Source organism: Shewanella sp. SG41-4, assembly GCF_014164505.1.
In the GTDB taxonomy this organism is placed as follows: Bacteria; Pseudomonadota; Gammaproteobacteria; order Enterobacterales; family Shewanellaceae; genus Shewanella.
Genome location: NZ_JACJFI010000032.1, coordinates 1 through 26,633, shown reverse-complemented (window position 1 = coordinate 26,633; position 26,633 = coordinate 1). Strand labels below are relative to the sequence as shown.

28 protein-coding genes are annotated in these 26,633 nt (G+C 43.0%); 11 read left to right on the top strand and 17 right to left on the bottom strand.

Features of this window, described 5'->3' with window-relative positions; translation table 11 throughout:
• Window positions 1–132: 132 nt before the first annotated feature.
• From H5202_RS05250 to H5202_RS05220, 7 genes are all read left to right on the top strand, one after another.
• Window positions 133–357 carry a DTW domain-containing protein gene (locus tag H5202_RS05250; protein WP_259397194.1) on the top strand — a complete coding sequence of 75 codons (225 nt, stop codon included), beginning with the start codon at window positions 133–135 and terminating at the stop codon, window positions 355–357.
• Between the two features lie 5 nt (window positions 358–362).
• A complete protein-coding gene (locus H5202_RS05245) occupies window positions 363–746 on the top strand; it encodes a hypothetical protein (RefSeq protein ID WP_182771134.1) in 384 nt (127 codons plus the stop codon).
• 43 nt (window positions 747–789) lie between these two features.
• Window positions 790–1,434, top strand: a complete 645-nt coding sequence (locus H5202_RS05240; protein ID WP_182771133.1) for a class I SAM-dependent methyltransferase — start codon at window positions 790–792, stop codon at window positions 1,432–1,434.
• Between the two features lie 118 nt (window positions 1,435–1,552).
• A complete protein-coding gene (locus H5202_RS05235; protein ID WP_182771132.1) occupies window positions 1,553–2,866 on the top strand; it encodes an amidohydrolase in 1,314 nt (437 codons plus the stop codon).
• A gap of 86 nt (window positions 2,867–2,952) precedes the next feature.
• Window positions 2,953–4,266 carry a M16 family metallopeptidase gene (locus H5202_RS05230; RefSeq protein WP_443019335.1) on the top strand — a complete coding sequence of 438 codons (1,314 nt, stop codon included), beginning with the start codon at window positions 2,953–2,955 and terminating at the stop codon, window positions 4,264–4,266.
• Complete coding sequence (locus H5202_RS05225; protein WP_182771130.1) at window positions 4,263–5,714, top strand: M16 family metallopeptidase; 1,452 nt, start codon at window positions 4,263–4,265, stop codon at window positions 5,712–5,714. The genes H5202_RS05230 and H5202_RS05225 overlap by 4 nt, the downstream gene beginning before the upstream one ends.
• Window positions 5,715–5,948: 234 nt before the next feature.
• The gene (locus H5202_RS05220) at window positions 5,949–6,512 is read left to right on the top strand and encodes a hypothetical protein (protein ID WP_182771129.1); all 564 of its coding nucleotides are present in this window, start codon (window positions 5,949–5,951) and stop codon (window positions 6,510–6,512) included.
• A gap of 28 nt (window positions 6,513–6,540) precedes the next feature.
• Here the strand turns inward: H5202_RS05220 and H5202_RS05215 are convergent, their stop codons facing one another.
• The 3 genes from H5202_RS05215 to H5202_RS05205 form a co-directional block, all read right to left on the bottom strand.
• Complete coding sequence (locus H5202_RS05215) at window positions 6,541–6,879, bottom strand: DUF2956 domain-containing protein (protein WP_182771128.1); 339 nt, start codon at window positions 6,877–6,879, stop codon at window positions 6,541–6,543.
• A complete protein-coding gene (gene trmL / locus H5202_RS05210; protein WP_059745837.1) occupies window positions 6,879–7,343 on the bottom strand; it encodes a tRNA (uridine(34)/cytosine(34)/5-carboxymethylaminomethyluridine(34)-2'-O)-methyltransferase TrmL in 465 nt (154 codons plus the stop codon). Before trmL ends, H5202_RS05215 begins: the two co-directional genes overlap by 1 nt.
• A 249-nt stretch (window positions 7,344–7,592) precedes the next feature.
• The gene (locus H5202_RS05205) at window positions 7,593–8,972 is read right to left on the bottom strand and encodes a mechanosensitive ion channel family protein (RefSeq protein ID WP_182771127.1); all 1,380 of its coding nucleotides are present in this window, start codon (window positions 8,970–8,972) and stop codon (window positions 7,593–7,595) included.
• Between the two features lie 315 nt (window positions 8,973–9,287).
• Here H5202_RS05205 and H5202_RS05200 point away from each other — a divergent pair, with 315 nt between their 5' ends.
• Window positions 9,288–9,446: a YqaE/Pmp3 family membrane protein gene (locus H5202_RS05200; RefSeq protein WP_011635799.1), complete on the top strand. Its 159-nt coding sequence runs from the start codon at window positions 9,288–9,290 to the stop codon at window positions 9,444–9,446.
• Between the two features lie 271 nt (window positions 9,447–9,717).
• On the opposite strand, the gene H5202_RS05195 is transcribed toward H5202_RS05200, so the two are convergent.
• The 3 genes from H5202_RS05195 to H5202_RS05185 all read right to left on the bottom strand — a co-directional run bounded on the left by H5202_RS05195 (window position 9,718) and on the right by H5202_RS05185 (window position 13,348).
• A complete protein-coding gene (locus H5202_RS05195) occupies window positions 9,718–11,118 on the bottom strand; it encodes an ATP-binding protein (protein ID WP_182771126.1) in 1,401 nt (466 codons plus the stop codon).
• Window positions 11,118–11,804: a response regulator gene (locus tag H5202_RS05190; RefSeq protein WP_182771125.1), complete on the bottom strand. Its 687-nt coding sequence runs from the start codon at window positions 11,802–11,804 to the stop codon at window positions 11,118–11,120. Before H5202_RS05190 ends, H5202_RS05195 begins: the two co-directional genes overlap by 1 nt.
• Window positions 11,805–11,920: 116 nt before the next feature.
• The gene (locus H5202_RS05185; protein WP_259397192.1) at window positions 11,921–13,348 is read right to left on the bottom strand and encodes a thioredoxin family protein; all 1,428 of its coding nucleotides are present in this window, start codon (window positions 13,346–13,348) and stop codon (window positions 11,921–11,923) included.
• A gap of 275 nt (window positions 13,349–13,623) precedes the next feature.
• On the opposite strand from H5202_RS05185, the gene H5202_RS05180 reads away from it, so the two are divergent.
• Both H5202_RS05180 and fieF read left to right on the top strand, forming a co-directional pair.
• On the top strand, window positions 13,624–14,115 hold the full coding sequence (locus H5202_RS05180) for a Spy/CpxP family protein refolding chaperone (protein WP_182771123.1): 492 nt from the start codon (window positions 13,624–13,626) through the stop codon (window positions 14,113–14,115).
• Window positions 14,116–14,317: 202 nt separating this feature from the next.
• Window positions 14,318–15,187 carry a cation efflux pump FieF gene (gene fieF, locus H5202_RS05175; RefSeq protein WP_182771122.1) on the top strand — a complete coding sequence of 290 codons (870 nt, stop codon included), beginning with the start codon at window positions 14,318–14,320 and terminating at the stop codon, window positions 15,185–15,187.
• A 111-nt stretch (window positions 15,188–15,298) separates the two neighbouring features.
• Here the strand turns inward: fieF and H5202_RS05170 are convergent, their stop codons facing one another.
• From H5202_RS05170 to typA, 11 genes are all read right to left on the bottom strand, one after another.
• Entirely contained in the window at window positions 15,299–16,057 is a 759-nt protein-coding gene (locus H5202_RS05170) for a 2-oxo acid dehydrogenase subunit E2 (protein ID WP_182771121.1), read from the bottom strand.
• A gap of 14 nt (window positions 16,058–16,071) precedes the next feature.
• Window positions 16,072–16,374: a DUF6506 family protein gene (locus H5202_RS05165; RefSeq protein ID WP_182771120.1), complete on the bottom strand. Its 303-nt coding sequence runs from the start codon at window positions 16,372–16,374 to the stop codon at window positions 16,072–16,074.
• Between the two features lie 12 nt (window positions 16,375–16,386).
• Window positions 16,387–16,686 carry a biotin/lipoyl-containing protein gene (locus tag H5202_RS05160; RefSeq protein ID WP_182771119.1) on the bottom strand — a complete coding sequence of 100 codons (300 nt, stop codon included), beginning with the start codon at window positions 16,684–16,686 and terminating at the stop codon, window positions 16,387–16,389.
• The gene (locus H5202_RS05155) at window positions 16,686–17,696 is read right to left on the bottom strand and encodes an alpha-ketoacid dehydrogenase subunit beta (RefSeq protein ID WP_182771118.1); all 1,011 of its coding nucleotides are present in this window, start codon (window positions 17,694–17,696) and stop codon (window positions 16,686–16,688) included. The genes H5202_RS05160 and H5202_RS05155 overlap by 1 nt, the downstream gene beginning before the upstream one ends.
• A gap of 13 nt (window positions 17,697–17,709) precedes the next feature.
• Window positions 17,710–18,684 (bottom strand): thiamine pyrophosphate-dependent dehydrogenase E1 component subunit alpha, encoded by a 975-nt coding sequence (locus H5202_RS05150; protein ID WP_182771117.1) that lies wholly within the window; start codon window positions 18,682–18,684, stop codon window positions 17,710–17,712.
• A 137-nt stretch (window positions 18,685–18,821) separates the two neighbouring features.
• The gene (locus tag H5202_RS05145) at window positions 18,822–19,244 is read right to left on the bottom strand and encodes a hypothetical protein (RefSeq protein ID WP_182771116.1); all 423 of its coding nucleotides are present in this window, start codon (window positions 19,242–19,244) and stop codon (window positions 18,822–18,824) included.
• Window positions 19,245–19,727: 483 nt separating this feature from the next.
• On the bottom strand, window positions 19,728–21,140 hold the full coding sequence (gene glnG / locus H5202_RS05140; protein ID WP_102036489.1) for a nitrogen regulation protein NR(I): 1,413 nt from the start codon (window positions 21,138–21,140) through the stop codon (window positions 19,728–19,730).
• A 36-nt stretch (window positions 21,141–21,176) separates the two neighbouring features.
• The gene (gene glnL, locus H5202_RS05135) at window positions 21,177–22,214 is read right to left on the bottom strand and encodes a nitrogen regulation protein NR(II) (RefSeq protein WP_182771115.1); all 1,038 of its coding nucleotides are present in this window, start codon (window positions 22,212–22,214) and stop codon (window positions 21,177–21,179) included.
• A 139-nt stretch (window positions 22,215–22,353) separates the two neighbouring features.
• Window positions 22,354–22,878: a DUF4124 domain-containing protein gene (locus tag H5202_RS05130; RefSeq protein ID WP_182771114.1), complete on the bottom strand. Its 525-nt coding sequence runs from the start codon at window positions 22,876–22,878 to the stop codon at window positions 22,354–22,356.
• Between the two features lie 131 nt (window positions 22,879–23,009).
• The gene (gene ppnP, locus H5202_RS05125) at window positions 23,010–23,321 is read right to left on the bottom strand and encodes a pyrimidine/purine nucleoside phosphorylase (RefSeq protein WP_182771113.1); all 312 of its coding nucleotides are present in this window, start codon (window positions 23,319–23,321) and stop codon (window positions 23,010–23,012) included.
• A 172-nt stretch (window positions 23,322–23,493) separates the two neighbouring features.
• The gene (gene typA, locus H5202_RS05120) at window positions 23,494–25,305 is read right to left on the bottom strand and encodes a translational GTPase TypA (protein ID WP_182771112.1); all 1,812 of its coding nucleotides are present in this window, start codon (window positions 25,303–25,305) and stop codon (window positions 23,494–23,496) included.
• 480 nt (window positions 25,306–25,785) lie between these two features.
• Here typA and H5202_RS05115 point away from each other — a divergent pair.
• The coding region (locus tag H5202_RS05115) for a glutamine synthetase beta-grasp domain-containing protein (protein ID WP_182771111.1) at window positions 25,786–26,633 on the top strand (848 nt) is incomplete at its 3' end.

Genomic DNA, 26,633 nt, shown 5'->3' with positions numbered 1-26,633 from the left:
CATCACAAAATATATCCACTAAATTATTCATAAGCCCTCTGCGTGATTGGTTCCTTCTTGGTCGAAAGATCTGATCACGAAGAGGGCGATTAGTTCAATTTTTTATCCCGAGTTCAGGTTAATTACCCGTCATTGCATCTAGAATGTGAAGATGAGTCGCAATATATCATTCGTAAAGCGAAACGTAGCGACAGCTTGTCGACTCTGGAAGCGGTTGCCCACACGTTGATTGCGTTAAATCCCGCGGCTGATATCGCGCCAATATTTGCAGTGTTTAACGCAATGGTGCAACATAAGTTAACGGCTATGCCTGCTCTGGTTCGTGAGCGTTATAACGGCGATAAAATCAAAGGATAGGCAACATGAAACATCGGCTGATAAGCTCAGTTATTTTGCTCGTTACGGCGAGTACATTGGCATTTTTTACAGTAGCTACTGATAAGCCACATAAAAAAATGACCTTGACTGAAAAGGGAGAGCAAGCACGACAAGAGTCGGCTGAGCTTGAGCAAACGCAATTGCAAAAAGCACGTGAGGCAGCCAAGGCTACCTCAGAACGTGAACAAAAAGAGTTAGCTAAGCCACAGCCAAATGACTGGGAAGCGCAGCAGCTCGAAAAAGCCCGTGCTCAATCGGATGAGCGTTTAACCCGTCAGCAAAAGTATTTACAACAGGCGCAAGAGGCCGCTACTCAAACCCGTAAAATCCCTAAAGACACCAGTATAGAGCCAGCTCAGTCTGACTAGTCTTGCTGTTGATTGACCCATTCGGTTTATTTTGGAGTTCGCTTTGTCGTCTTGTCCTTTGTGTCACCATGAAACAGCTGCTTTTTCTCAAGATAAAAGTCGTTCCTATGTCCGTTGTCCGCAATGTTTTTTGGTATCGGTTCCTGCAGCATTTTATTTAGATGAAATAGCAGAAAAAGCTCATTATGATTGCCACAATAATGACGTTGCCGATGTGGGTTATCAACAATTTTTATCTCGTACTTTAACGCCATTAATCGCCCGTATTAAACCCGATGCAATAGGGTTAGATTTTGGCTGCGGCGAAGGTGCTGTATTAAGCCAAATGGCTGTAGCGCAAGGCATTAAGGTGGTTAATTATGATTTATTTTATCACCCAGATACTCTAGCTCTCTCTCAAAAATATGATTTTGTCTGCTTAACTGAAGTGATAGAGCACATTGCCAATGCGCAGGCGCTGATGGTGCAATTAAGCGCATTACTGTTGCCTGGCGGCATATTAGCGGTAATGACCAAACACTTACCCAGCTTAGATAAGTTTAACAATTGGTATTATAAAATCGATCCCACTCATATCAATTTCTACTCGATAGAAACCTTTCAGTGGCTAGCATTACAGCACAGTTGGCAGCTTGAAATTATCGACAGCGATGTGGTGTTTTTTCACATTCCAACGTCGCCAGCATAGTCGCGAGTGTTGGTTGTTAATAAATAGATACAATTGACTTGTTAGCAAATCGGTAAAAAATTTAACAAAAGTGCCATTTCAAGGTAGTTTTGTTGCACTAATTATTATAATAAATGGAATGAACATGCGCCTGACGTCTGTTGCTTTACTGCTTTCAAGTATCTTTGCCACCAGTGTTTATAGCACTACAGCTGTGGCTAGTGTGCCTAATGCTGCAGAGCTAACCGCTCAAGTTGAAAGCAAAGTCATTGCATGGCGCCGCGACTTACACCAACACCCTGAATTATCTAATCGTGAATTTCGCACCAGTAAAGTGATTGAGAAACATCTTAAATCGCTCGGACTTGAAGTGCAGACGGGTATTGCTCATACCGGTGTGGTCGCCATACTAAAAGGCGGCAAGCCTGGGCCATTAATTGGTTTACGCGCTGATATGGATGCGCTGCCCGTTACCGAAGTGGTTGATTTACCTTTTGCCTCTAAAGTAACTGACACTTATCGAAATCAAACAGTAGGTGTGATGCACGCGTGCGGTCATGATACCCATGTGGCCATGCTGATGGGCGTGGCTGAAAACCTCGTAAAAGTAAAAGACAGCCTAGCCGGTGATGTAATGTTTATCTTTCAGCCTGCAGAGGAAGGCGCGCCAGAGGGTGAACAAGGCGGTGCAGAGTTAATGCTCAAACAAGGCTTATTTGCTAAGCGCAAGCCTGAGCAAGTGTTTGGTATGCATGTTACTTCAAGCATGCCTACAGGTATGATTGGTCTACGATCCGGCCCTGCAATGGCGAGTGAAGACTCATTTACGATTAAAGTGATGGGCAAGCAAACCCATGGCTCACGTCCTTGGAGTGGTGTTGATCCTATCGTGGCCTCGGCACAAATTATTAATAGTGTACAAACCATTATTAGTCGTCAGGTGGATATTACCAAAGCACCCGCCGTAGTGAGTTTTGGGGCCATTAATGGTGGTATTCGATCGAATATTATTCCTGATGAAGTAGAGCTTATCGGTACTATTCGTACTTTCGATCAAGATATGCGCGCCGACATTAAGGTTAAATTGGCCGAAGTGGCAGCTAATGCCGCTAAAACAGTTGGCGCCACTGCAGTAACCGTGATCCAACCTGGTTATCCGGTTACGGTTAACAACCCAGAGTTAGTCAGTAAAATGCGCCCGGTTATCGCCTCTGTAGTGGGTGACAATATGTTGATTGAGCCAGGACTGATAACCGGTGCGGAAGACTTTTCTTATTACGCATTAGAAACACCTGGGATGTTCTTTTTCTTAGGAGTGACTCCTGCTGACCAAGATATCAATAACGTCGCCAGTAATCACTCTCCGGCATTTTATGTTGATGAAAGTGCCCTTAAGGTTGGCGTACAAACCATGACCCAAATTGCTTTAACAGCATTAAGCGCGGCACAATAACCCTATTTAAAAACTAATTTTAATAATCCATTTTAATAAACCATTGGACGATAGCTCAAAAGGAGCGAGATATGACCCGCAAGATAATGGCGTTGCTGATGACATTAGGCGTACTGAGTGCGCCTAATGTGTCAGCGACACAAGCTGAAGATATTAATAGTTTTACCTTAGATAATGGCATGAAGATTATGGTGTTGGAGGATAGTTCTATCCCTAATGCCAATATGTACATTTTTTGGAAAGTGGGTTCGCGCAATGAAGTACCTGGTATTACCGGTATTTCGCACTTTTTTGAACACATGATGTTTAATGGTTCTAAAAAGTTTGGCCCTAAAATGTTTGACCGTACGATGGAAGCGGCTGGTGGCGCCAACAACGCTTATACCAGTGAAGATTTAACGGTATATACCGACTGGTTTCCAGCCAATGGTCTAGAAACTATTTTTGATTTAGAAGCAGACCGCATCGCCAATTTAGACATCAACCCTGAAATGGTTGAGAGTGAGCGCGGCGTGGTGCAGTCAGAGCGTACCACAGGGCTTGAAAACTCCAACTGGCGTACTATTCAAGAAGCGCTTAAAAGTGTCGCCTTTGCGGCGCATCCATATAGCTGGTCGGTGATTGGTTATGAGTCGGACATTGCCGCTTGGACATTAGCAGACTTACAGCAATACCATAAAACCTACTACGCCCCTAACAATGCGCTAGTGGTGATTACCGGTGATGTGAAGCTAGCCGAAGTGAAAGCCTTGGCTAATCAGTATTTTGCACCAATTCCAGCTCAAGCTCCACCGAAAGCCGTACGTACAGTTGAACCGCAACAAAATGGTGAACGTCGGGTATTTGTTAAAAAAGAATCGGTAAGTACGCCAAACATTATGTTGGCTTATCATGTACCTGCAACTAGTCATGCCGATTACTATGCATTGGATTTATTAACGTCGATGTTAAGTGAAGGCAATAGCTCACGCTTTTATCAGGCCTTAGTTGATAAGCAATTGGCCGTGGCTGCAGACACGTATATGCCGATGTCGTTCGACCCTAACTTATTTTATATTTTGGGTGTAGCGAATGCGGGAGTCAGCGCCGAGACTTTAGAAAAAGCCCTCATTGAGCAGATTGATCTTATTACCGACAAAGGTGTGACTCAGCAAGAACTTGAAAAAGTTAAAAATATTAAGTTAATGGGCTTTTACCGCACTATGGAAACCATTAATGGTAAAGCCAATACTTTAGGCACATACGAGCTGTATTTTGGCGACTATGCAAAACTGTTTAACGCCCCAGAATCCTATAATAAGGTCACTCCAGCTGATATTCAACGTGTGGCGCAAACCTATTTAATTAAAGCGAATCGAACTGTCGGTGTGCTCGCTGCTACTGAGGAGTCAGACAAATGAAAACCGTAACTCACACACGTATTAAGCTATCGTTATCAGCAATTGCATTAGCGTGTAGCATTGGAATAAGTGGTTGTGCGACCACTCAAAAAACTACCGCCGATACAGCCGACTCTGTCACCGCTAGTTTTGTTATGCCAAGCTATCAATCGGTTACCTTAGACAATGGCTTAAAGGTTAAGCTGATGGTGCAAAAAGAAGTGCCATTAGTGACCATTGATGCCGTAGTAAGAGCCGGTGCAGTCAATGATATTACCTCGGGTATGGCTTATATCACCTCACAAAGTTTAATGTTGGGTGCAGCGGGTCAATCTAAGGCCGACATCGAGCAGCAGTTAGATTTTATGGGTGCCAGCATAGACACCAACGCTGATTTAGAGGGTAGTTATATTCGTGCCAATATGATGAGCAAAGATGTTGATACCGTGCTCGATATTTTTAGCCACGTATTGCGCCAACCAGACTTTGATAGCGCTGAATTTGATAAACTAAAACAGCGCGAAATTGTTGGTTTATCACAGCAAAAAGAAAGTCCTCGTGCAGTGATTGGTCGCTACTTCAATAAGTTAGTCTTTGGTGATCATCCTTATGCCAATCCGGTATCAGGCAATAGTGACACCATAGCTAAACTTTCTGTTGAGGAGTTACGCGCTTTTCATAAAGGCTACTATCAACCAAGCAACATGACCATTAACGTGGTGGGCGATTTTGATGTTGCCGACATGACCGCTAAACTGAATAAAGCCTTTGGTGATTGGCAGACCACTGAAACCGTGGCTCAGCCAGATTTAAGCCAACATTTACCAACATTAACCCAACCTCATGTACTGTTGGTCGACAAGCCTGACGCAATTGAAACCACCTTTTTAATTGGTGGTGTGGGGATCCGTTACGACAATCCAGACTATGTTGGGTTAACCGTAGTGAACACCATTTTAGGTGGTCGTTTTACTTCATGGTTAAATGATGAATTACGCGTCAACGCTGGATTAACTTACGGTGCCCGTTCTGGTTTTAGCCCTTATGCTCAATCTGGGGTATTCCAAATCAGTACTTTTACTAAGTCATCGACAACTAAAGAAGCCATTGATTTAGCGTTAAAAACCTATGCTCGTTTATGGGAAAAGGGCATTGATCAAACCACTTTAGATTCTGCGAAAGCCTATGTTAAAGGCCAGTTCCCACCTAAGTATGAAACTAGTGGGCAATTAGCTGGTTTATTGTCTGACATGTATCTGTATGGCTTTAATGATGATTTTATTAATCAATTTCAAGCTAAAGTGGATGGACTTACTCTTGCTGAAACTCAACGTTTGATTAAGCAATATTTCCCACAACAAAACTTACAGTTTGTGTTGATAGGTAACGCTGAAAAAATCGCTGATATTGCGGCGCAATATGGTGAAGTGACTAAAGTTGATATCACTGCGACGGGTTTTGGGCAGTAGTTATTAGTGGATTAATTGCTTATTGGGTTAATGACTTATTCAGTTAATGATTTAGTCAGTTAATGGCACTGTAGTATCGTATGATGGCTCACATAAGTGGGCCATTTTTTATGGCTAGATATTATGGAGTCATTCAGTGATTCTATTAGGTCGCTAAGCCAGAATAGATGCAGGTACAATTGCTTATGTTGAGCTTGATATCTGTTAAATGCTATTTTGATAAGAGGATGGTTAATGATACATACATGCCGATTTATATTACTGCTAACGGCGATGTTGTTACTGACACATTCAACGTCATCTTATGCTGCGAAAGTAACCTTGGATTCATTTTGTAGTCAACTAGCGGGTGAGTGGCAGGGCAGTGCCGCCAATCCGAATGTGGCGCCGAAGCAGGTAAGCACTTCGGTGATGTGCTCGGCAGATAAACGTAATTTATACATTAGTGTTAGCCGTGGTAGTCGCTTTTCGAACAGTGAAACCTGGTGGTTTAGGCAACAACAAGATCATATTTTATTGGTGTATGCCAATGGCGTTACCGATGACATATCGCAGCAGTTAACGCTTTATGAACAAGCGGGCAGTTACTCATTTTTAGGCAAGGGAGAAATCAATCAACGTCCGGCATTAGTACAATTGCAGTTCGACCCCATGATGAGTGATACCAAACCGTCCACAAAAGGCTGGCAGTGGCAGCAAAGTGCGCACTATTTGGATGACGACAGTGAGCAGTATCAAGTCATTCGAGCTATTAGCCTGCTTAAACTGTCGGCAAAGAATACTCTGCCGACAGAATAAAATGAATACTTCTCAACACCCACAGGGTTTAGCGATAAAACAAGTAAGCGGCAAACAATGCCCAACTCAATAGCAGTAACCCCAGCAACGACCATGTTAAAGGGTTAAATTGGCTCTCTGGTTCAATGTAGGACGTATCGGAATCGTCATTATTTGAGCTTGTCGCACTTTTAGATTTTTGCTGCTGTTTACGGGCTTTATCTCGTTCGCGAGCTTTAGCCTTCTCACGTTTTTTGTATTCAGCAATCCCCTTTTCAACGCCCGCAGCAATTAGCTTAGTTTGTTCTTTAACTTGCCCAGGTTTTTGGGTTGCTTTGGCAATGGCTAAAGCATTTTGTTGGGTTTCAGGTGATAGCGTCTTTTTCATTATTCAGCGCCTGCAAAACCCAGTTGACGCCATGCTTCATAGCTAATAATGGCGACAGAATTGGATAAGTTTAAGCTGCGGCTATTGGCGGTCATTGGGATACGTAAGCGCTGCGCAAGTGGCGTCGCATCAATAATATCCATTGGTAATCCACGGGTTTCGGGGCCAAATAACAGTACATCGTTTTCTTGGAAAGCAATTTGCGTATGAGGGCGACTGCCTTTTGTCGTACAGGCAATAATACGTTTTCCTGCCATAGCCTCTAAAAAAGCAGCATAATTTTTATGGCGAGTCACACTGGTAAGATCCGAATAATCGAGTCCCGCGCGACGTAATTTCTTTTCTTCGAGATCAAAACCTAACGGCTCAATCAAATGTAACTGCGAGCCATTGTTGGCGCATAGACGAATGATGTTTCCGGTATTTGGAGCGATTTCGGGTTCATAAAGGGCAATATGAAACATAGCAACCTTAGGTACGAAGCATAAAAAGAGTGGCGAATTATACCTTAAGCAAGGATTGACTGCGAGACGTTATCAATGCTGACATTATCAAAATGGGCGATACAGCACTGATGATAATTTTTAATAGAGACTTGTGCATAGGTTGTAACAGTCTCATAAAATACAGGCCACTTCGTTAATGCATTAACGGTATCGTTAGTATATGGAAAAGTAAAACGGCCACGTTTATTTATCTACCGGCATAAGCGTTTAGATAATATTGACGCCACTTTCTGGATCTCGTGATTGTGCTGCCTGTTGACGTATATCATCGGTATCGCTGCTGATATCATCGCTAGCTTCATCATGGACTTCTTCTAATGGTTCTTGGGTTTTCTCAGTATTGTGTTCAGTGCTTGGTATCGCATTCTGAGATGCTTCACTTTGCTTATGTCCGTTTGTTACGATTTGTATCCCTTGAGGGAAAATGCGTTCGCGGGCGTCGTCAGGTAAGCTTATCTGATTCGCTTCATAAGCGCGCACCAGCAAGCGCATTAAAATTGAAGCCACTTTTGGAACACTGTGAGTTTCAGCATTGACCCAAAAATACACTTGTAGATTTACCGTCGATGGACCAAGGTTTTTTATCAGCACCTGCGGCTCGGGATCTGCGAGTACGCCGTGATGATCAGTCATGATTTCCATAGCAATGTCCTGAGCCTTCCGGATACTTGCATCGTAACCAATGCCAATGACAAAGTGGCCACGCATTCTCGGGTTGGCGGTAAGATTTTTAATCACGTTTTTATAGATAGTGGAATTGGGGATTTGGATATGATTTCCGTCATAGTCGACTAACGTGGTAGCCCTTGCTGTAACTTGCTTTACCACCCCCAAATTCCCTTCAACGGATATGACATCACCTAATTTGAACGGACGCTGCACACTGAGCAGTAAGCTGGAAATAAAGTTTTCGGCGATGTCTTTAAAGGCAAAACCTAAAATCAGACCGATGACACCAGTGCTGCTAATAATCGCGACCGCAAACTGCGTTAGGCCAGCGAGGCGCAAAAATATATACAGTCCCAATAAGATGATCAATACACTGATGCTGCGCTGCATCACTAAACGGATCAACTCACTTTTTGTCACCCAAGCTAAGGGACTAATCAATAAGCGAGCTAAAGGATGTGAAAGCCAAAATAGGAGTAAAAAAATCGATAGCCCTAAAGCCAAACGCGGTAAATAGAGTAAGGCTTTGTCCCAAAATTGCTCAGCATCTTGCTTCAGGGGAGCTAAAGATAAGGGCTCAATAGATTGCAAGTGAATATTATCCACAACCTGAGTCACACCCGGTAAGGCGGCTATGGTTTGAAGTATGCGATCTTTACTTGCTTGCTCAGTGACGGAGCCGTTTAGATTGACGACAGAGCCTTGTATTTCAATGTCTATGACGCTGTTTGGGTCGTTAATCTGTATGAGTTGCTTCACTGTGTTATGCGAAGGCGCTGCTTGGGCGTAAGTAGGCACAAAGCTGGTAAGGCAAACAACAGCAATAACTAAACTCCATAGTAGAATCCATCGATTTAACCTTGAGGATGATCGCTGGTTGCTGCGAGGAAAGCTGTTTAACAAAAATCGACAAATCATAAGATTATCCGCAAGGTACTAGCCTGTCATTACTCAATATTAGCAAACAATCTTCACAGGCACCAAAGGTTGTGAGCACTATCTTTTAGGATATTGGGCGATGTAAAAAGGGATTTTTGTCAATTTAAGACATACCAAAAAGCTAATATATGTGGTTTTGTTGTTGCTTAAAAATCGATGTTCATTAAGGTCAATGGCAGCAACACGGGGAAAAGTGGTCAGATAATTGCTATATATTTTATGACAATAAATGCAAGTCAGCTAATATACGCTGGGTTATCTGTTAACCTCAGCACATTAAAAAGGGAGAAAGTCATGGATTTATTACGTATTTTAATCGCAATTTTACTGCCACCACTAGGGGTGTTTTTGCAAGTTGGACTAAGTAAGACCTTATTATTAAATATAATTTTAACCTTGCTAGGCTACATACCTGGGATAGTGCACGCGGTATGGGTAATTGCTAAGCGCTAGTGGCTGCCAAGATTATTATGCCTAATGGTGAAGCGGCTCAGGCCGCTTGCCATAATCGGAAAATGTTACCAGTTAGGAGTCATTTTTACCGAGTAATGACATGTTGATCATTGAAATGTTTACATGCTTAATACCGCTGTGTGATCTTATGAAGTTGAGCTAGCTATTACTGATACTTGCTTGTTCGCTACATGTGCAGGGGTTTCTGAATAATGCCTGTATTCAGTCTTATTAGAATGCACCACGTTCAATTTTTGGTGTTTTGGCTCGCCTAGCTTATCGGTAAACTGATACTGAGCTTAAGGCCTTGGCGCTTTCCTGTTGGGCTAATCAGGTTTTCTGCCACAATGCTGCCTTGGTGTAATGTAATCGCAGCTTGGGTAATTGCCAAGCCTAAACCCCAACCGCCGCTTTGCCTGTCTCTGGCAGTATCAGGGCGATAGAAAGGCTTAAAAATAGCTTCGAGCTCTTTTGGATCTATACCTGGACCGTCGTCTTCCACTGTAATTAATATGTGTTTGCCAACTTGGGCTGCACGAATGATTATCTGGCTATTGGCATAGCAAATTGCATTACGCAGCAGATTTTCTATGGCGCGTGAGAGTGTCTTTGGGTGTAGAGGTAGTTGCAGCGACTCTGGTATATCAATCTTTAAAATTTTTCCTTGCTGCTCAGCTTCAAATTCGGCGTCATCTAACACTTGGCTTAAAGATTCAGCTAATTCGAGCACTATTTTATTTTCATGGCTGGCCAGGCTTACCCGAGATAGGGTGAGCAATTCGCTTATTAGCGCTTCAAGTTGTAGTGCTTCATAGCCGATACGTTCTAGCTCTTCACTTTGTTGACCTTTTTTACGGCCTAAGGCCAAGGCTAATTGCAGCCTAGTGAGTGGCGTGCGCAGTTCATGAGATATGTCGCCCATTAATCTTTGCTGATTGTTAATCATGGTTTGTACGGCATCGGCCATACCATTAAAAGCCTGTGCCAATTGGCCCATTTCATCACGACGATTTGCGGTAGCGGCATCGACTCTGCTAGATAAATCACCTCTAGCGAGGGCATTGGCACTGTGCTTTAGTGAACGTAATGGTTTACTCAAATACCATGCGAGCAAACCGCATAATAGACCCGATAGTAAAATGGCTAGGCCTGCGGTAAGTAATTTATTGTCGGCAAAGAAGAAGAACCACGGCCGAGGGTGATTATCGGGGAAACGACCAAACAATTGATATGGTTTGCCGTTGACCTCAAAAGAATAGGGACCAAAAATAAGCTCATCTCTAAATTGATGACTAATTGGCTGGTCTGCTTCTTCTGCCATGAGTTGAAAACGTCTAAATCCACGCGAGACATGTTTGGTGTTTAATACTTGGCCTTCGCCATCGGTTAAATATAAACGCAGTGGGCCGCCATTATGGTTACGACCACCTTCCTTATTGCGACTACGGTGCAGACGTTGAAGGTTTTTACCTTCGAGCAATTGAGGTTGCTGTTGTATCCGTTCGGCAACGTTTTTTAGCACATGCTCAAGGCTAGGGGGGAGCGGTGAACGATCATGACTTTGTTGCAGTAATGGCAATAAAGACACAAGTGCAATAATCAATGAGCTGCATAGCCAAAAACCTAACAATAATTTAAAAAACAGCCTGTTAAATGGATTATTTTTTAGCATCACGGTATCCAAATATAGCCTTTACCGCGCAGGGTTTTGACGCGTGGACGGCCGTCTTGGCGCTCTGGTAGTTTTTTGCGTAAGTTAGACAAATGCATATCTAAGCTACGATCAAATGGCATTAGTTTTTTGCCTAATACGTTTTCGCTTAATGATTCTTTGGTGACCAGCTCACCCGATTTTTCGATTAAATGAAACAGCAGTGAAAATTCGGTGCCAGTGAGAATGATCAGTTGCTCATTACAATAGGTTTCTTGACGGGTAGGGTCGAGACGTAAATCACCAAACTGCATCATTTCATTGGCTTGGTTATCTTGTTGTGTCGTTTGTGCTCTACGTAATATGGCCCTAATTCGAGCCACTAACTCGCGGTCATTAAAGGGTTTTGGCAAGTAGTCATCGGCACCAATTTCAAGGCCGACAACCCGGTCAATTTCATCACCGCGTGCGGTTAGCATCAATACAGGTGTTTGCTTGCGTTGACGTAAAGCACGCAATACTTCAAAACCATTGAGTTTAGGCAGCATAACGTCAAGGAGGATTAAATCGAACTCTAGCTGTTGCGCCATCATCAGCCCTTGCTCACCATCGTAAGCTTGGGTTAAAGCAAACCCTTCTAACTCAAGTAATTGGCTGAGTAGATCGGATAAACCAATATCATCGTCGATAAGTAAAATGCGATTCATAACTGTCCTCTGGCACAAAGAAAATCTGTATGTTGAAGCTAACATACAGATTTTTCGATCAATTAAGCTTATCTTATGCCAAGATTAAATCATATCAACATTGCACAGTTTTACATTTACCCTGCTCTATTTTGCACGATGTAGCGTTTAATCTTGGCAATGATAAAGGTCAGTACAATCGACCCCAGAATTAGGCCTACTGAAAAGACTGCATTTTGCAGTGAGTTAGGGTTAAACACTAACATGCTGCCTAAACCTAACATCATGATACCTGACATCAGTTTAAGTACTTCGCCTTCTTTTTCAGTGAGTTTGCGTTTACCTAGCGTCATTGAAAATACAATCACAATAGCGGCAAGTGGGATAACGTAAACCACATTATAAGCGATGAGGTATAAGTAACGCTGCATGGTATCGAGATCTGATAATGACAACACAGAGGTGTAAATCATTGGGAAACCTGCGGTGCAAAGCAGTTCATAGGTGTTAGCTAAAATAGCCAGAATCGTTGAGCCTAAAATCATTGTTGGTAACGAGCTGGCTTTAGATAATTTGCCCATACGTTTAATCAGCGAGCCACGATTTTCAACTGACATTGATAGACTGACGTCGCCACGGCCGTAAAAGTAATCTTTTATATTCACTATGGCCGCAATCAATGCCAATACCCCCGCACAAGTGATAATGATACCGCCATCACCGCCGCCAAGTAGTTGGAATAAGTTAAGCCAGGCGCTCATAAATATAAAGTAGATAAAGCCTGAGAAGAATACAAAAATACCGCCTACCAATAACATACGTTTGCGGCTGCCTGCATTAACCATAATGCTCAGTAAAAACAGCAACACGAAAAATGCGCAGGGATTAAAAGCATCGACACCCGCGAGTACTAAGGTGAGCACTGGCAATGACATTTCTTCAGGATGCACAGCACCAATGAGTGGAATGTCGACAGGCTGAACAGTCGGTATAGGAGTAATATCACTGGCTTGGTCAAACGACATACCACACGAACTTTCGGCTTGTGGGTCGTCACTCGTGTCACCACAGGTTTCAAATAATGGTGCGCTTACTACTGGCGATGCGCCTAAGTAATCATCGAGCTTATTACCAATATCTGCTTTACCACCTTGGCGTTGGTAACAGTTAACTAAGCGTTCTAGGATAAAACGGCCTGTGACATCATGGCTGTTATAGCCAACAACGGCCTCACCACAAATGGCAAAGTAGGGTACTGATTTAGGTTCAACACCAGTGTGTTGGCCCATTTGCATAAGTTTATCGACATTACCGGGGTCGCTAATGGCGTAGTCGTGTAGTTCTATCCAGTCAAAACGTTCGCCTAGAGCATCAATAAAAGGATGGGCTTCACGACAATGAGGGCAGGTTTTAGACCAAAAGAAATGCAGTTTAACTACTGGCTGCTGGTTTTGCTGAGTATACCAAATTGAGTCATCTGCTGGGGGTGTAGTACTGGCTATTGAGCTTGGTGCTAATACCAGTACACAAAGAAGTAACAGTAATTGGCCAATCAATCGGTTCATAATGTATTCCATTAAAGCGCTAATAGTTAGATTTTATGCCCTAATATGATTACTGTAAGGATCAAGTCTGAATTACGTTAACTGGCTCGCATTACTGGGATTTTTATCATTCAATATGCCAACTTGATCATGAATTACTGGCGCTAAAGTGCTATGAAAACGTTCTTTACATAGGTTTACTCAGTCTTAACCCTCATTGACATTGCATTCGGTAAACTGAGTATCAAATCTGCAAAGGCAGAAAATAAATCCCATTCATACCGAGGTACTTAACAATGAAAACATCATCAATCATCAAAACGAGTTTAGTTGCCTTAGTGGCAAGTTCGGCTTTATTAGCTGGCCAGTTATATGCAGTTGATGCAGCTGATAACACTGTAAAAACTGAGAATGTTGCCGCTAAAGGTGACAGACATCATGGTCACAAAGGTGGCATGCATAAAATGCTTCGTAAGCTGGACTTAACTGATGCCCAAAAAGTTCAAGTAAAAGCCATTTTTGACAAGTATCAAGCTAACCGTCCAGAGCGCCCAACGAAAGAGCAGCGCGTTGAGCACCGTACCGAAATGTTAGCGTTAATCACCACCGCTGGTTTTGACGAAGTAAAAGCAACTGCAATGGCTGAAGCACAGCAACAAAAGCATTTACAAAAGATGTTGACGCATTTGAAAATGCAAAACGAGATTTATCAATTATTAACGCCTGAACAACAACAAACGTTTCAAGATAAATTTAAGTTAGGCAAAGGCCACAAACCGCGCCGTTAATGATTAACTGATACAACATCAGGTTAAATAGATAAAAGCCGTTACCTTTGGGTAATGGCTTTTTTTATTCATGCAAGTTTGCTAATGGTCACACTTTGCATAAGACCAGTAGTTACTTTAGTAAACTTTATCCTAATCGAGCAATGAACTTGCTATAGTAATAGCAGATAAATCATCAGTTAAATGAGCCGACAATTCTTATATGAGTACCTCTTCTGAATATGACTTTTGGGTCAAATTAGCTAGCCGCGCGTCAGTGGCCACAGCGCTGTGCCTTATTGTGATTAAGTTGATTGCTTGGATGTATTCGGGCTCGGCCAGTATGTTGGGCTCATTAACGGATTCATTTGCAGATGCACTTGCTTCGATTGTTAACTTTATTGCTATTCGGTATGCCATCGTTCCCGCGGATAAAGATCATCGTTATGGCCATGGTAAAGCTGAGCCGTTAGCAACGTTAGCTCAAGCGGCCTTTATTTTAGGTTCGGCGTCATTGTTATTGTTATATGGCGGCGAAAAGTTAATTCATCCAGTACCCGTTACCAATGCGATGAGTGGCATAGTGGTGTCTATTATTGCGATAGTGCTGACATTTGCGCTCGTTTTGCTGCAAAGACATGCTTTGAAAAAAACCAATAGTTCTTTGGTTGAAGCCGATTCATTGCATTATAAGTCTGACTTGTTATTGAATGCTGCGGTATTGTTCGCATTAATACTGGCGCAATATGGCTGGTGGTGGGCCGATGGTCTGTTTGCGGTGTTTATTGCGTTGTTTATTGGTAATCAAGCACTTGGTTTAGGTTATCGTTCGGTTCAGAGTTTACTCGACCGCGAGTTAGACAACGAGACTCGTGACATGATTAAAACGTTAGCCAAGCAAGATCCTCGTGTTAAGGGTATTCATGATTTACGCACTCGCCAAGCAGGTAAAACCACATTCATTCAATTGCACATGGAATTGGCCGGAAATTTAACGTTGCATGAAGCTCACGAAATAGCAGATAAAGCAGGTTTGACGATTAAAGCGGCATTTGATGATGCCGAAGTGATTATTCACCAAGATCCAGTTTAATCAACGACATGTATTTATGCGTACCTTGTAAAGAATAATAGCAACCCATTAACCCCATATCTCGAGGTTAATGGGCTGCCATTATTGATCTAACACTAATGTCATATGCCATTAGCAGAAAGTCTCCGCTTGTGACAGATTTTGTTTTAGCTGTGCCATGAAGCGTGCAGCCATAGCACCATCGATAACACGATGATCATAGGACAGCGATAGTGGCAACATAGGGCGAATAACGATTTTGCCATTTTGAGCCACAACCTTGGTCATTTCTCTTGATACTCCTAAAATGGCAACCTCTGGCATGTTAATAATGGGGGTAAAGCTTGTTCCCCCCATAGGACCTAAACTGGTCACCGTGAATGTGCCCCCTTCTGTGTCGGCAAAGGTTAGTTTACCGGCGCGAGTTCGCTCTGCTAATTGTTGTGATGCTTCGGCCAGCTCCTCTAGTGTGAGTGAGTCTACGTTTTTAATTACCGGAACGATAAGACCATTTGAGGTGTCTACCGCAATCCCAAGGTTGTAATAGTGCTTAACAATGAGCATTTCGCCGTCGCCACTGAGCGACGCATTAAATGCGGGAAAAAGCTTCAATGCTTCAATCGTGGCTTTTAAAATGAACGGTAATAATGTGAAATGTACCTGTTCTTCGTCGGTAACACCCAAAGTGTCAGTCGAATGTTCGATGTTAAGCTTATGGCGTAATGCTTCAATGGCACTAATATCTACTTCATCGTGATGGGTCACATGGGGTATGTGAGTCCAACTATCAACCACATTATTAGCGATGATTCGCCTTATCTTAGTTAATGGTTCAGTGGTGACATCGCCAAACAAATGGTACTTAGCACCTTTATCTTGTAGAGTTTCCATGACAAATAATCCTATTATTTGGTGAAAATGCTATCACCACTCGCGCCATCCAACCCTGGATGAATATCAAACCTTACAACACCTACAGTGGCTTTTCCCTCGACAGCGTTGGCAATTCGAGCTGCGCCAACGTGGCCAAAACCACCACAGAGTTCGATAGATTTAATGCCTAAATTAGCCAGCTCAGTGGCAACCGATACTGCATCGTCGTAATTGCGCGTTGCGATTACGCTGAGTTCGACACTCGGGGTCGAGACAACACTTTTTTCATGGCTAGCATCGGGTGATAAAAACATAAAAGCTGCTTTTAATTTCATGGTTTTGTCCCATTAAGTTAGTGTGAATTTGGCAATGAAACTGTCTATTTGTGCATCTTCAATCTCGGGAGATGCCATCACACCAATAAGTGATCCAATCGGAAGATCTTCTCCTACTGATGCGACAGTGCGCCGCCATGTACCAGCTATCGGTGACTCGTATGATGTGGTGACTTTTTCGGTTTCAATATCGGCAATCTCATCACCCACCGCGACCGTTTGACCTACTTTAATATGCCAAGCGGAGACGCTGCCTTTTTCCATCGTGAGACCAAATTTTGGCATTGTGATGGCATTAATATTGTTGGTCATTAGTGTTTCCTCATTACCGCTTGCACTGCAAGTTCGATATCTGCAACGCTAGGGATGTAAGCTTGTTCAAGGTTTGGTGCAAACGGCACCGGAGAGTGTGGTGGCATAACACGCTTAATCGGGGCTTTTAGTGCAGAGAATGCGTATTCAGCCACGATTGAACTGATATCTGCAGCCATCCCGCAGCGAGGGCTGGCTTCATCAACGACCACTAGCCGACCAGTCTGTTCAACCGACGCTAATATTGCTTTCTCATCTAGTGGTGACGTGGTGCGAGGATCGATAATGGTACATTCAATACCCGCTTTGGCTAGTGCATCAGCCGCTGTACTAGCAAAACCAACCATACGACCAATGGCAACAATGGTGACATCACGGCCTTCACGCACTGTACGTGCTTGACCAAATGGAATGGCGTAGGGTTCATCTGGCACTTCGCCCTTATCGTTGAACATGGCTTTATGTTCAAAAAATATCACCGGGTCATCATCACGAATGGCTTGTAACATCAGCCCTTTGGCTTCATAGGGTGAAGATGGAATCACCACTTTTAAGCCGGGAATATGGGTAAAGATAGGGTACAGACATTGACTGTGTTGGCTGGCTGCCCCTGTGCCAGCCCCATATAAGGTTCTTACCACCACAGGTGTTGTGGCTTTACCGCCAAACATATAGCGAAATTTAGCCATTTGGTTGATGATTTGATCACCACAAACGCCAACAAAATCAACAAACATAAGCTGAGCCACAGGCCTTAATCCCGTCACAGCAGCACCCGCAGCGGCACCAATAAATGCGCTTTCGCTGATGGGGGTGTCAAATACGCGGTCACGACCAAACTCAGTCATTAAGCCATGGGTTGCGCCTAAGACTCCGCCCCAAGCATCTTGTTGGCCAGCCGCACCTAAGCCACCGGCAATGTCTTCGCCTAATAGTATGACCGACTGATCTTCTAGCATGGCGTCACGCATGCCTTCGTTGAGTGCTTCTCTAAAAGATTTTATAGACATAACTTCCCCCAAATCATAATGAGTAATTGGCGTAAACGTCAGTGGTGAGTTGGTCGATATTAGGTATTTCGGCTACTTTAGCTTCATCTACCGCAGCATCAATGAGTGTTTTGACCTCATCATCGATGGCATCTAGCTCAACTACGGTTAGCATTTCGCCACCCGTGACCCTAGCGCGGAAAAATTTTAATGCATCAAGGTACGTGCGTTCGTCGCGGACTTCACCAGGAGGGCGATAGGTTGTGGCGTCACCTTCAAAGTGTCCGTAATAACGGGTAAATTCAATGGCAATAAAGCGTGGACCAAGGCCAGCTCGCATCGCATCAACGGCTTCTTTGGCTGCACGGTAAACGGAAAAGTAATCATGTCCGTCGACCTTTTTACCTTTTATCCCAAATCCCGCCGCTCTAGCAACAGGATCATGGCCTCCCATAGACCACGCGCTGGCGGTGGATTCGGCGTAACCGTTATCTTCCAATACAAATAGCACTGGCAATTGATTAACCGAAGCAAAGTTCATTGACTCAAGTATGGTGCCTTGGTTAAATGCGCCGTCGCCAAAAAAAGCCACTGCAACGCCATGGGTGCCGCGTACCTTAGATGACAAGGCTGCGCCACAGGCTAACGGGCCACCACCACCGACAATCCCATTAGCACCAAGCATGCCCTTGTCTAAATCGGCAATGTGCATAGAGCCGCCTTTGCCTGCGCATAACCCCTCAGCGCGACCGTAGATCTCTTTCATCATCCCCATTACATCACAACCTTTTGCAATGCAATGGCCATGGCCTCGGTGGGTACTGGCAATATGGTCTTCATTATTTAATTGCTGACACACGGCTACTGCAGATGTTTCTTCACCAGCATATAAGTGAACAAATCCAGGTATTTGTCCGGTGGTGAACTCTCTGTGCAGACGTTCTTCAAATTCTCGTATGGTGCGCATTTGTCGGTACGCTTCCAGTAATTGTTCGCGATCAATATGCATTTGTCTTACCTCCAATATAAAAAACACAGAAGGCTAAGAAGTCCATTTAGTGCAGTTTAAAAAGTAAAACAATCATTATGGTAGTCAGTCAAAGTGTAGCGTTTCTACCTTGAAGCCTTACTTAATCGCAATACTGGTCATTTCTTTAGCGGCTTTCTGGTTCGGAATGTTGAGAGGAAGAACGTCGTCTTTAAATGCCGTGTTAAGCCGAATATGGATGACATTTTTTTAAAGGATGCAAGGGCGAGTATGTTTGCCATAATAAAGTGAATAATATGGCATACACCATGTTGCTTCCTTTGCCTGTGATGACGTTGTAGCCTCAACGCGTAGCATGCCTTTTTCCAAGTTGACGTTAATGTCATCTTTTCCCATGCTGGGTCACTCAATGTTGATGCTGAAATAGTGTGGGTCATGTTGCTAGGTGGCATAAAAGACACGTATTTTTTTCTGTCATCTAAAGCGTAACGTTGACGCGTAAAGCGGCCGAAGACGATATCTTCGTAATAGAGGTTATCCCCGAGGGTGTTGGGGGGATTAACTATTTGCGGCAAGTCCATGATTTCTTCCTTCCTCGTTAAAGGAGAGTCTCAGCACACAAATGTCAGTATATTCCTCCAGCGCGAATAAAATTTGATCCGCATCAACTTTGATTAATATTTGAACAGGTATGTTATTGGCATCATTTTTGGGGCTATGTTGAGCATAGATCTGAACATAGCTGAGTACATAACGGGCAACAGAATATGTCCTGGATATTAACACCACTCACTATTGGAAGATAATGAGCAGAGAAAATACTGTTTGAGGGTGTTTTGAGTCGTGTGTTTGGCTTTACTGATGCAATTGAGTGGATGTCGGATATGGATTTGTGTGATGGCACTTAATTTATTGGTTGATAGTCCAATATCGTCTCCCGAAAAATGGCTGTTTGGAATGCAAGCTTTATTCTGTGTTGGATTAAGGTTTGTTAAATGAGTAAAGCATAACAAACCTTAATCCAACGCGGGTATTACTGCCAATATGATGGCTAATGCTAATGGTTAATCCATCGACAGTTCTTTCAATTTACGCGTTAGAGTATTACGGCCCCAACCTAGGCGTTTAGCGGCTTCTTGTTTATGGCCTTGAGTATGTCTTAGTGCTGTTTCAAGTAAAATACGTTCAAATTCAGGTTGCACTTCAGTGAGCAAATCACTTTCACCTGCAGCCAGCTTTTCATCAATCCAATCAGTGAGTGCGGTTTGCCAGTCACTTGCTCCAGCCTGTTTCTGCTGGGTTGCAACTGGGTCTTTAAGCAATTCTGGTGGTAAATCTTGCGGTAAAATTTCTTGTCCGGACGCCATCACAGTTAACCAACGACAAGTATTCTCAAGTTGGCGAACATTGCCCGGCCAAGGTAAATTAGCCAACTTTACGGCTGTTTCTTTTGTGAGTATTTTGGGTTCAACGCCAATCTCTTTCGCAGCCGTGTTTAAAAAGTGGTTGGCGAGTTGGGCAATGTCTTCACGGCGTTGCGATAACGGCGGTAAGTGCACTCTGATCACATTGAGGCGATGAAATAAATCTTCGCGGAAGGTGCCTTTTTGCACCTGCACCTCAAGATTTTGATGCGTCGCAGCAATAATTCGTACATCAACTTGCACAGCTTGATGACCGCCGACACGATAGAACTGACCGTCGGCAAGTACTCGTAATAATCGCGTTTGCACGTCGATTGGCATGTCACCAATTTCATCTAAAAATAGCGTGCCACCATTGGCTTGTTCAAAGCGGCCTTGGCGCACATTGGCTGCACCAGTAAAGGCGCCTTTTTCATGGCCAAAGAGTTCAGATTCAATCAAATCTTTGGGGATGGCAGCCATATTTAACGCAATAAAGGGTTTGTCTTTACGCGGGCTGTGTTTGTGCAATGCGCCAGCGACTAATTCTTTACCGGTACCAGATTGACCATTTATGAGCACACTAATTGATGAGCGAGATAATCGACCAATGGCACGAAACACTTCTTGCATTGCCGGGGCTTCACCAATAATTTCAGGGGTTTTTATGGTGGTATCAATCACAGGTTGTGGTGCTTGCTCTGTTGCATGTGTGAGTGCGCGTTCAACTAAATTAATCGCTTCATCAATATCAAATGGTTTTGGTAGGTATTCAAATGCACCTGCTTGATATGCGCTCACCGCACTGTCTAAGTCTGAGTGGGCGGTCATGATGATCACTGGAATATGCGGATAATGCAGTTGTAAGCGATCAAGCAAGGTTAACCCATCAGTACCTGGCATGCGGATATCTGACACAATAACTTGAGGTTGTGATGCTTCTAAAGCTTGCCACAATGATTCCGCAGCAGCAAAGCTGGCCGTTGACAGCGATGCACCTTTAAGGGCTTTTTCGAGTACCCAACGGATTGAACTATCATCATCGAGGATCCAAACTTGTTCACTAATGTTCATGTTACTACCTCATTCTGCCTACAAAGGGCATGCTAGTTATTGTAATGGCAGGTTAATAATAAATTCGGTATGACCTGGTGCCGAAACACAATCAATGCGACCACCATGTAATCTGGCAATGTTATGTGCAATGGACAGCCCTAATCCTGAGCCTTCGTCACGACCTGTGACCATAGGGTAAAAAAGGGTATCCATTAGCTCAGCAGGAATACCGGGGCCGTTATCTATAATGGATAAGGCGAGTACCACTTTATAGCGCTGTGTTCCAATGGTGACTTGATGCTGTGTACGAGTGCGAATAACGATATCGCCGCCACAATGTTCTAAAGCTTGTATCGCATTTTGAACAATATTCAATATGGCTTGCTGCATTTGGTCTGGATCCATCTGAATATCTGGAATGGATGGATCGTAGTCTCGTTTTAAGCAGATATTGTCTGGCAGTGCCATTTCGACTAACTTAAGTACTTTTTGAGTGACTTGGTGGATATTGTGTTCTGTATGTTGCGTTGGTCGTTGTGGGCCAAGTAAACGGTCGACTAAATTACGCAATCTATCAGCTTGTTCAATAATCAGACTGGTAAACTCTTTTAATTCAGGTGAGTCGAGTTCTCGGGATAACAACTGTGCTGCGCCTCGAAGGCCACCCAGTGGGTTTTTAATTTCATGTGCTAAGTTACGTACCAAAAACTGTGCGGCTTGCTGTTGGGCGTCCATATTAAGCTGCTGATGAATACGGCGTTGTTGGTCTACTTGACGTAATTCTAAGATACTGAGGTTATTGTCATTTTCAATAGGTATCAAAGTGATATCAATGGTGTGATGTTGGCCGTCTAGAGTGATTAATGCGGCTGTATTGACAGTGAGCCCTTGGCCGGCATTAATGGCATCGCGCAGTAATTGTGGCTCAACCCCCATTAATTGATAAAGCTCGGGAAGCGTTTGTTCGAGTAGTTTGTGGTTACCCACTCCCAATAATTGTTCGGCAGCTGCGTTGGCATAGCACGGCTTGAGCTCGTTATTAATAACGAGCACTGCGGTGACTAAGTGATTGAGAAGGTTATTTGTGTCCATTAGCCGTCCTAGTATAGGGTTGCACCATTATGATGCACCACTTTGGTGCATATCACAACCCAGTACACACAAGCACTTTCTAAGATAAATAGTCACGCATAAAATTATAAGCTAATGAATAAACTAGTTTTTATCTTAATTATTTAGACTTTTTTGCTGGTCCAAATACAGATGCTTGGTGCAGGAATATCTTTCTAGGAGAGCTTGATGCAAGGACTTTGCCGCTTTGTGTTACAGCATTAACAACCAGCGAGTGCTCACCTCTATTAATGCCGGTTAATTGGAATGTATTCGATACTTGAGCGGGACCAGTGATAATGCCATCGACTGCTAATGTCATCAGTACACCACGAGGTAGTAGAGGATTGACGCTCACCGACACGCTAAATGCGCCGTTATTGTCACGAATAGTGGCTTCTTCTTGGGGAGAGGTAATTGATATCGTGTAGTTAATTGGTGCTTCTGTTGTTGGCGTTTCATTGATTTTTGTTGGCGTGTTAATCGTCATGTTGTTTTGGGTGTTGCCATTTAATTCAATAGCTTCAGCATTGTTTTTTGGTTCGTCAGAGTAATGAACCTTGCCATTTTCATCTACCCAACGGTATACAGTAGCAACACTTTGGACGCTCAATAATAGCAAACTAATAAGTATGATAAGGCGCATGATGCACTCCATAAAACGACAGTTTTAATAGAGTAGACGTTTTTATAAAAAAAATCAGCTTAAACTGTTTTAGTTAAGCTGAATCGAAGCGACACTGTTAGTTCGCGATTGTCTATTAGGGTGCAAAAATACTAAATGTATTTGCAGCAGTATTCTGAAATTTGATCGGTTCGGATACTAAAGCTCACATTTGGTGCAAGTTCAAACTGGCTAGCTTCTGCGTATGCAACCCATTCTGTTTTACCCGGTAATAACACGTCAAATTTGCCAGAAATAACCTGCATTATTTCACCTTGAGCAGTAGCAAACTCATATTCACCAGGCAATACAACACCAAAAGTTTGTTTACTACCATCAGCTAATACTACGCTTCTGCTTATCACTTTACCGTTAAAATACACATTGGCTTTTTTAGCGACGCTTACCTGTTGTAACATACTCATATATTTTTCCTAAAAATGATCTTGGCTCGAATCTATCTGCGTTTACGAAAAATATCTAGTTAAATGTTTTCATGTTGACTGTAAATCGCAGCTAACAAAAAGCCCAGATGCATGCATCTGGGCTTTTTAGGTCTCAATGAGTGGGCAAGTATCTGCCACTCATTGATGTTAATTAACCGCGGTTATTACGCTTACGCTCGTTTTCAGTTAAGAATCTCTTACGAACACGGATGTTCTTAGGAGTTACTTCAACTAATTCATCATCATCAATGAATTCGAGTGCTTGCTCAAGAGTCAGTGTAATCGGTGTAGTTAACACTTGTGCTTCATCAGTACCTGATGCGCGCATGTTAGTTAGCTGCTTACCTTTCAGACAGTTAACTGTCAAATCGTTAGAGCGAGCATGGATACCTACTACTTGACCTTCATACACTTCAGCCGCGTGGCCAATAAAGAGGCGACCACGGTCTTGTAATGCAAATAGGGCGAATGTTAGTGCTTTACCGGTTGCGTTTGAAATCAATACGCCGTTAGCACGTTGACCAATATCGCCACCTTTGTGTGGACCGTAGTGATCAAATGAATGATAAATTAGACCAGTACCAGATGTTGCAGTTAAGAATTCGGTTTGGAAACCAATTAAGCCACGGCTTGGGATAACGAAGTCGATACGTACACGACCTTTACCATCAAGCTGCATGTCTTTCATTTCACCTTTACGAACACCTAATTTTTCAATTACGGTACCTTGATGATCTTCTTCAACGTCAACAGTCACTGTTTCGTATGGTTCATGTAGCTCACCATCGATTGTTTTTAGAATAACTTCTGGACGAGATACGGCTAATTCATAACCTTCACGACGCATGTTTTCAATTAAAATCGATAAGTGTAATTCACCACGACCTGAAACGCGGAAACGGTCTGGACTGTCTGTTTCTTCAACGCGAAGTGCTACGTTGTGAACTAATTCAGTCTGTAAACGTTCAAGAATGTTACGTGAAGTAACGTACTTACCTTCTTTACCCGCGAACGGAGAAGTGTTTACTTGGAATGTCATCGTTAGTGTTGGTTCATCAACAGTTAACGGTGGCAATGCTTCAACGGCATTCACTGCACAGATAGTGTCAGAGATTTTAAGCTCGCCTAAACCAGTAATCGCAACGATGTCACCAGCATTAGCAATTGCTACTTCAGTACGATCAAGACCCATGTAACCTAATACTTGGCCCATTTTACCGTTACGTGTCTTTCCGTCAGCGCCAATAATGGTCACTTGTTGGTTAGTCTTAACGCTACCACGGGTAATACGGCCAATACCGATCACACCCACGTATGAGTTATAATCGATTTGAGAAATTTGCATTTGGAATGGAGCTTCTGCATCAGCGTCAGGGAAAGACACTTTCTCAACGATAGTTTGGAATAGCGGCGTCATATCATCGCTCGCTACATCTGGATCTAACGTTGCAAAACCATTTAATGCCGAAGCATAAACGATTGGGAAATCTAATTGTTCGTCAGTGGCACCTAAGTTAACGAATAAATCGAATACTTGGTCAATAACCCAATCTGGACGAGCACTTGGACGGTCAATTTTGTTGATAACAACAATTGGCTTAAGGCCTTGAGCGAATGCTTTCTTGGTTACAAAGCGAGTTTGTGGCATTGGACCATCAACTGCATCAACCAACAATAATACTGAGTCAACCATAGATAGAACGCGTTCAACTTCACCACCGAAATCGGCGTGACCAGGAGTATCTACGATATTAATACGGTAGTCGTTCCACTGGATGGCAGTGTTCTTTGCCAGAATGGTGATCCCACGTTCTTTTTCAAGATCGTTAGAATCCATAACCCGCTCAGTAGCTTCTCCACGAGATGCAAGGGTTCCTGACTGCGCCAACATTTTGTCAACCAGGGTTGTTTTGCCATGGTCAACGTGGGCAATAATGGCGATGTTACGTAAATTCTCTAACACAGATAAACCTCTAAACCAGCAAATAAAAAAAAGGATCTAACAGAAGCTATCTATTATAGCCAATGTAAAAAAGCGTGCCATTCTACTTCACAGCGGCTTTTGTAGATAGGATTATTTTTGAACACTTGTAAATCTATCGCTTGCTATGTGTTAAAAAACAGCATAAAACGTTTATATATTAAGCATAAGCATGGTGTAAGACAAACATGTGACATTGACTAAAACAGCAACATTAACGTGACGCACTATTATGGACTTTTGCACCATGATGAAACATAGTGGTGCACGAGGTTGGTGCAACGTGATGATTTAGAAGATTTGAAAACTTTCTCATCTTCATGAAATCAATTAGTTAGCAATCTGGCATGAATATCGCTTTATTGCTGGTAATTATGTAAAGATTCGTTTTCCAGATGCATCATCTGGCGAGCAGCAAGATTATATTAAGGGACAACCCTTTACCCTACCGGAGGCTTGAGAATGTCAGTTGAATCAGTTTTAAAACAACTTGTAGAGTTAGAAGTGAAGTTTGTAGACTTACGCTTTACCGACACTAAAGGTAAAGAGCAGCATGTGTCTATCCCATCTCATCAAGTAAATGAAGAGTTTTTTGAAGACGGTAAAATGTTTGATGGCTCTTCAATTGCAGGTTGGAAAGGCATTAACGAATCTGACATGGTGCTAATGCCAGATCCAACAACTTTCGTGTTAGATCCTTTCACTGAAGAAACAACAGCACTTATTCGTTGTGATATTTTAGAGCCTGGTACGATGACAGGTTATGATCGTGACCCTCGTTCTATTGCTAAGAAAGCTGAAGCTTACCTAATTTCTACCGGTATTGCTGACACAGTATTGATTGGTCCAGAGCCAGAATTCTTCTTATTTGACGATGTCCGTTTTGGTACCGACATGTCAGGTTGTTTCGTGAAGATTGACGCAAAAGAAGCATCATGGAACTCAGCTAAGAGCTATGAAGAAGGTAACACTGGTCACCGTCCAATGGTGAAAGGTGGTTATTTCCCAGTTGCACCAGTTGATTCTTCACAAGATTTACGTTCGGCAATGTGTTTAGTACTTGAAGAAATGGGTCAAGTAGTTGAAGCGCATCACCACGAAGTAGCAACAGCGGGTCAAAACGAAATCGCAACACGTTTCAATACATTGACTAAGAAAGCTGATGAAATTCAAATTCTAAAATACGTTGTTCATAACATGGCACATGCTTATGGTAAAACAGCGACATTTATGCCAAAACCAATCGTTGGCGACAACGGTAGCGGCATGCACGTGCATCAGTCTTTAGCTAAAGATGGCGTAAACTTATT

Excerpts from the sequence above, each read along its gene's own strand:
- H5202_RS05150 (WP_182771117.1), bottom strand. The coding sequence starts at position 18,684 with ATGCATATTGATCGCGAACAATTACTGGAAGCGTACCGACAAATGCGC.
- H5202_RS05180 (WP_182771123.1), top strand. The coding sequence starts at position 13,624 with ATGAAAACATCATCAATCATCAAAACGAGTTTAGTTGCCTTAGTGGCA.
- H5202_RS05200 (WP_011635799.1), top strand. The coding sequence starts at position 9,288 with ATGGATTTATTACGTATTTTAATCGCAATTTTACTGCCACCACTAGGG.
- H5202_RS05220 (WP_182771129.1), top strand. The coding sequence starts at position 5,949 with ATGATACATACATGCCGATTTATATTACTGCTAACGGCGATGTTGTTA.
- H5202_RS05215 (WP_182771128.1), bottom strand. The coding sequence starts at position 6,879 with ATGAAAAAGACGCTATCACCTGAAACCCAACAAAATGCTTTAGCCATT.
- H5202_RS05165 (WP_182771120.1), bottom strand. The coding sequence starts at position 16,374 with ATGAAATTAAAAGCAGCTTTTATGTTTTTATCACCCGATGCTAGCCAT.
- H5202_RS05245 (WP_182771134.1), top strand. The coding sequence starts at position 363 with ATGAAACATCGGCTGATAAGCTCAGTTATTTTGCTCGTTACGGCGAGT.
- ppnP (WP_182771113.1), bottom strand. The coding sequence starts at position 23,321 with ATGAGTATGTTACAACAGGTAAGCGTCGCTAAAAAAGCCAATGTGTAT.
- trmL (WP_059745837.1), bottom strand. The coding sequence starts at position 7,343 with ATGTTTCATATTGCCCTTTATGAACCCGAAATCGCTCCAAATACCGGA.
- H5202_RS05185 (WP_259397192.1), bottom strand. The coding sequence starts at position 13,348 with ATGAACCGATTGATTGGCCAATTACTGTTACTTCTTTGTGTACTGGTA.
- H5202_RS05170 (WP_182771121.1), bottom strand. The coding sequence starts at position 16,057 with ATGGAAACTCTACAAGATAAAGGTGCTAAGTACCATTTGTTTGGCGAT.
- H5202_RS05190 (WP_182771125.1), bottom strand. The coding sequence starts at position 11,804 with ATGAATCGCATTTTACTTATCGACGATGATATTGGTTTATCCGATCTA.
- fieF (WP_182771122.1), top strand. The coding sequence starts at position 14,318 with ATGAGTACCTCTTCTGAATATGACTTTTGGGTCAAATTAGCTAGCCGC.
- H5202_RS05225 (WP_182771130.1), top strand. The coding sequence starts at position 4,263 with ATGAAAACCGTAACTCACACACGTATTAAGCTATCGTTATCAGCAATT.
- H5202_RS05130 (WP_182771114.1), bottom strand. The coding sequence starts at position 22,878 with ATGCGCCTTATCATACTTATTAGTTTGCTATTATTGAGCGTCCAAAGT.
- H5202_RS05155 (WP_182771118.1), bottom strand. The coding sequence starts at position 17,696 with ATGTCTATAAAATCTTTTAGAGAAGCACTCAACGAAGGCATGCGTGAC.
- H5202_RS05205 (WP_182771127.1), bottom strand. The coding sequence starts at position 8,972 with ATGATTTGTCGATTTTTGTTAAACAGCTTTCCTCGCAGCAACCAGCGA.
- H5202_RS05230 (WP_443019335.1), top strand. The coding sequence starts at position 2,953 with ATGGCGTTGCTGATGACATTAGGCGTACTGAGTGCGCCTAATGTGTCA.
- H5202_RS05195 (WP_182771126.1), bottom strand. The coding sequence starts at position 11,118 with ATGCTAAAAAATAATCCATTTAACAGGCTGTTTTTTAAATTATTGTTA.
- glnL (WP_182771115.1), bottom strand. The coding sequence starts at position 22,214 with ATGGACACAAATAACCTTCTCAATCACTTAGTCACCGCAGTGCTCGTT.
- H5202_RS05160 (WP_182771119.1), bottom strand. The coding sequence starts at position 16,686 with ATGACCAACAATATTAATGCCATCACAATGCCAAAATTTGGTCTCACG.
- glnG (WP_102036489.1), bottom strand. The coding sequence starts at position 21,140 with ATGAACATTAGTGAACAAGTTTGGATCCTCGATGATGATAGTTCAATC.
- H5202_RS05235 (WP_182771132.1), top strand. The coding sequence starts at position 1,553 with ATGAACATGCGCCTGACGTCTGTTGCTTTACTGCTTTCAAGTATCTTT.
- H5202_RS05145 (WP_182771116.1), bottom strand. The coding sequence starts at position 19,244 with ATGGACTTGCCGCAAATAGTTAATCCCCCCAACACCCTCGGGGATAAC.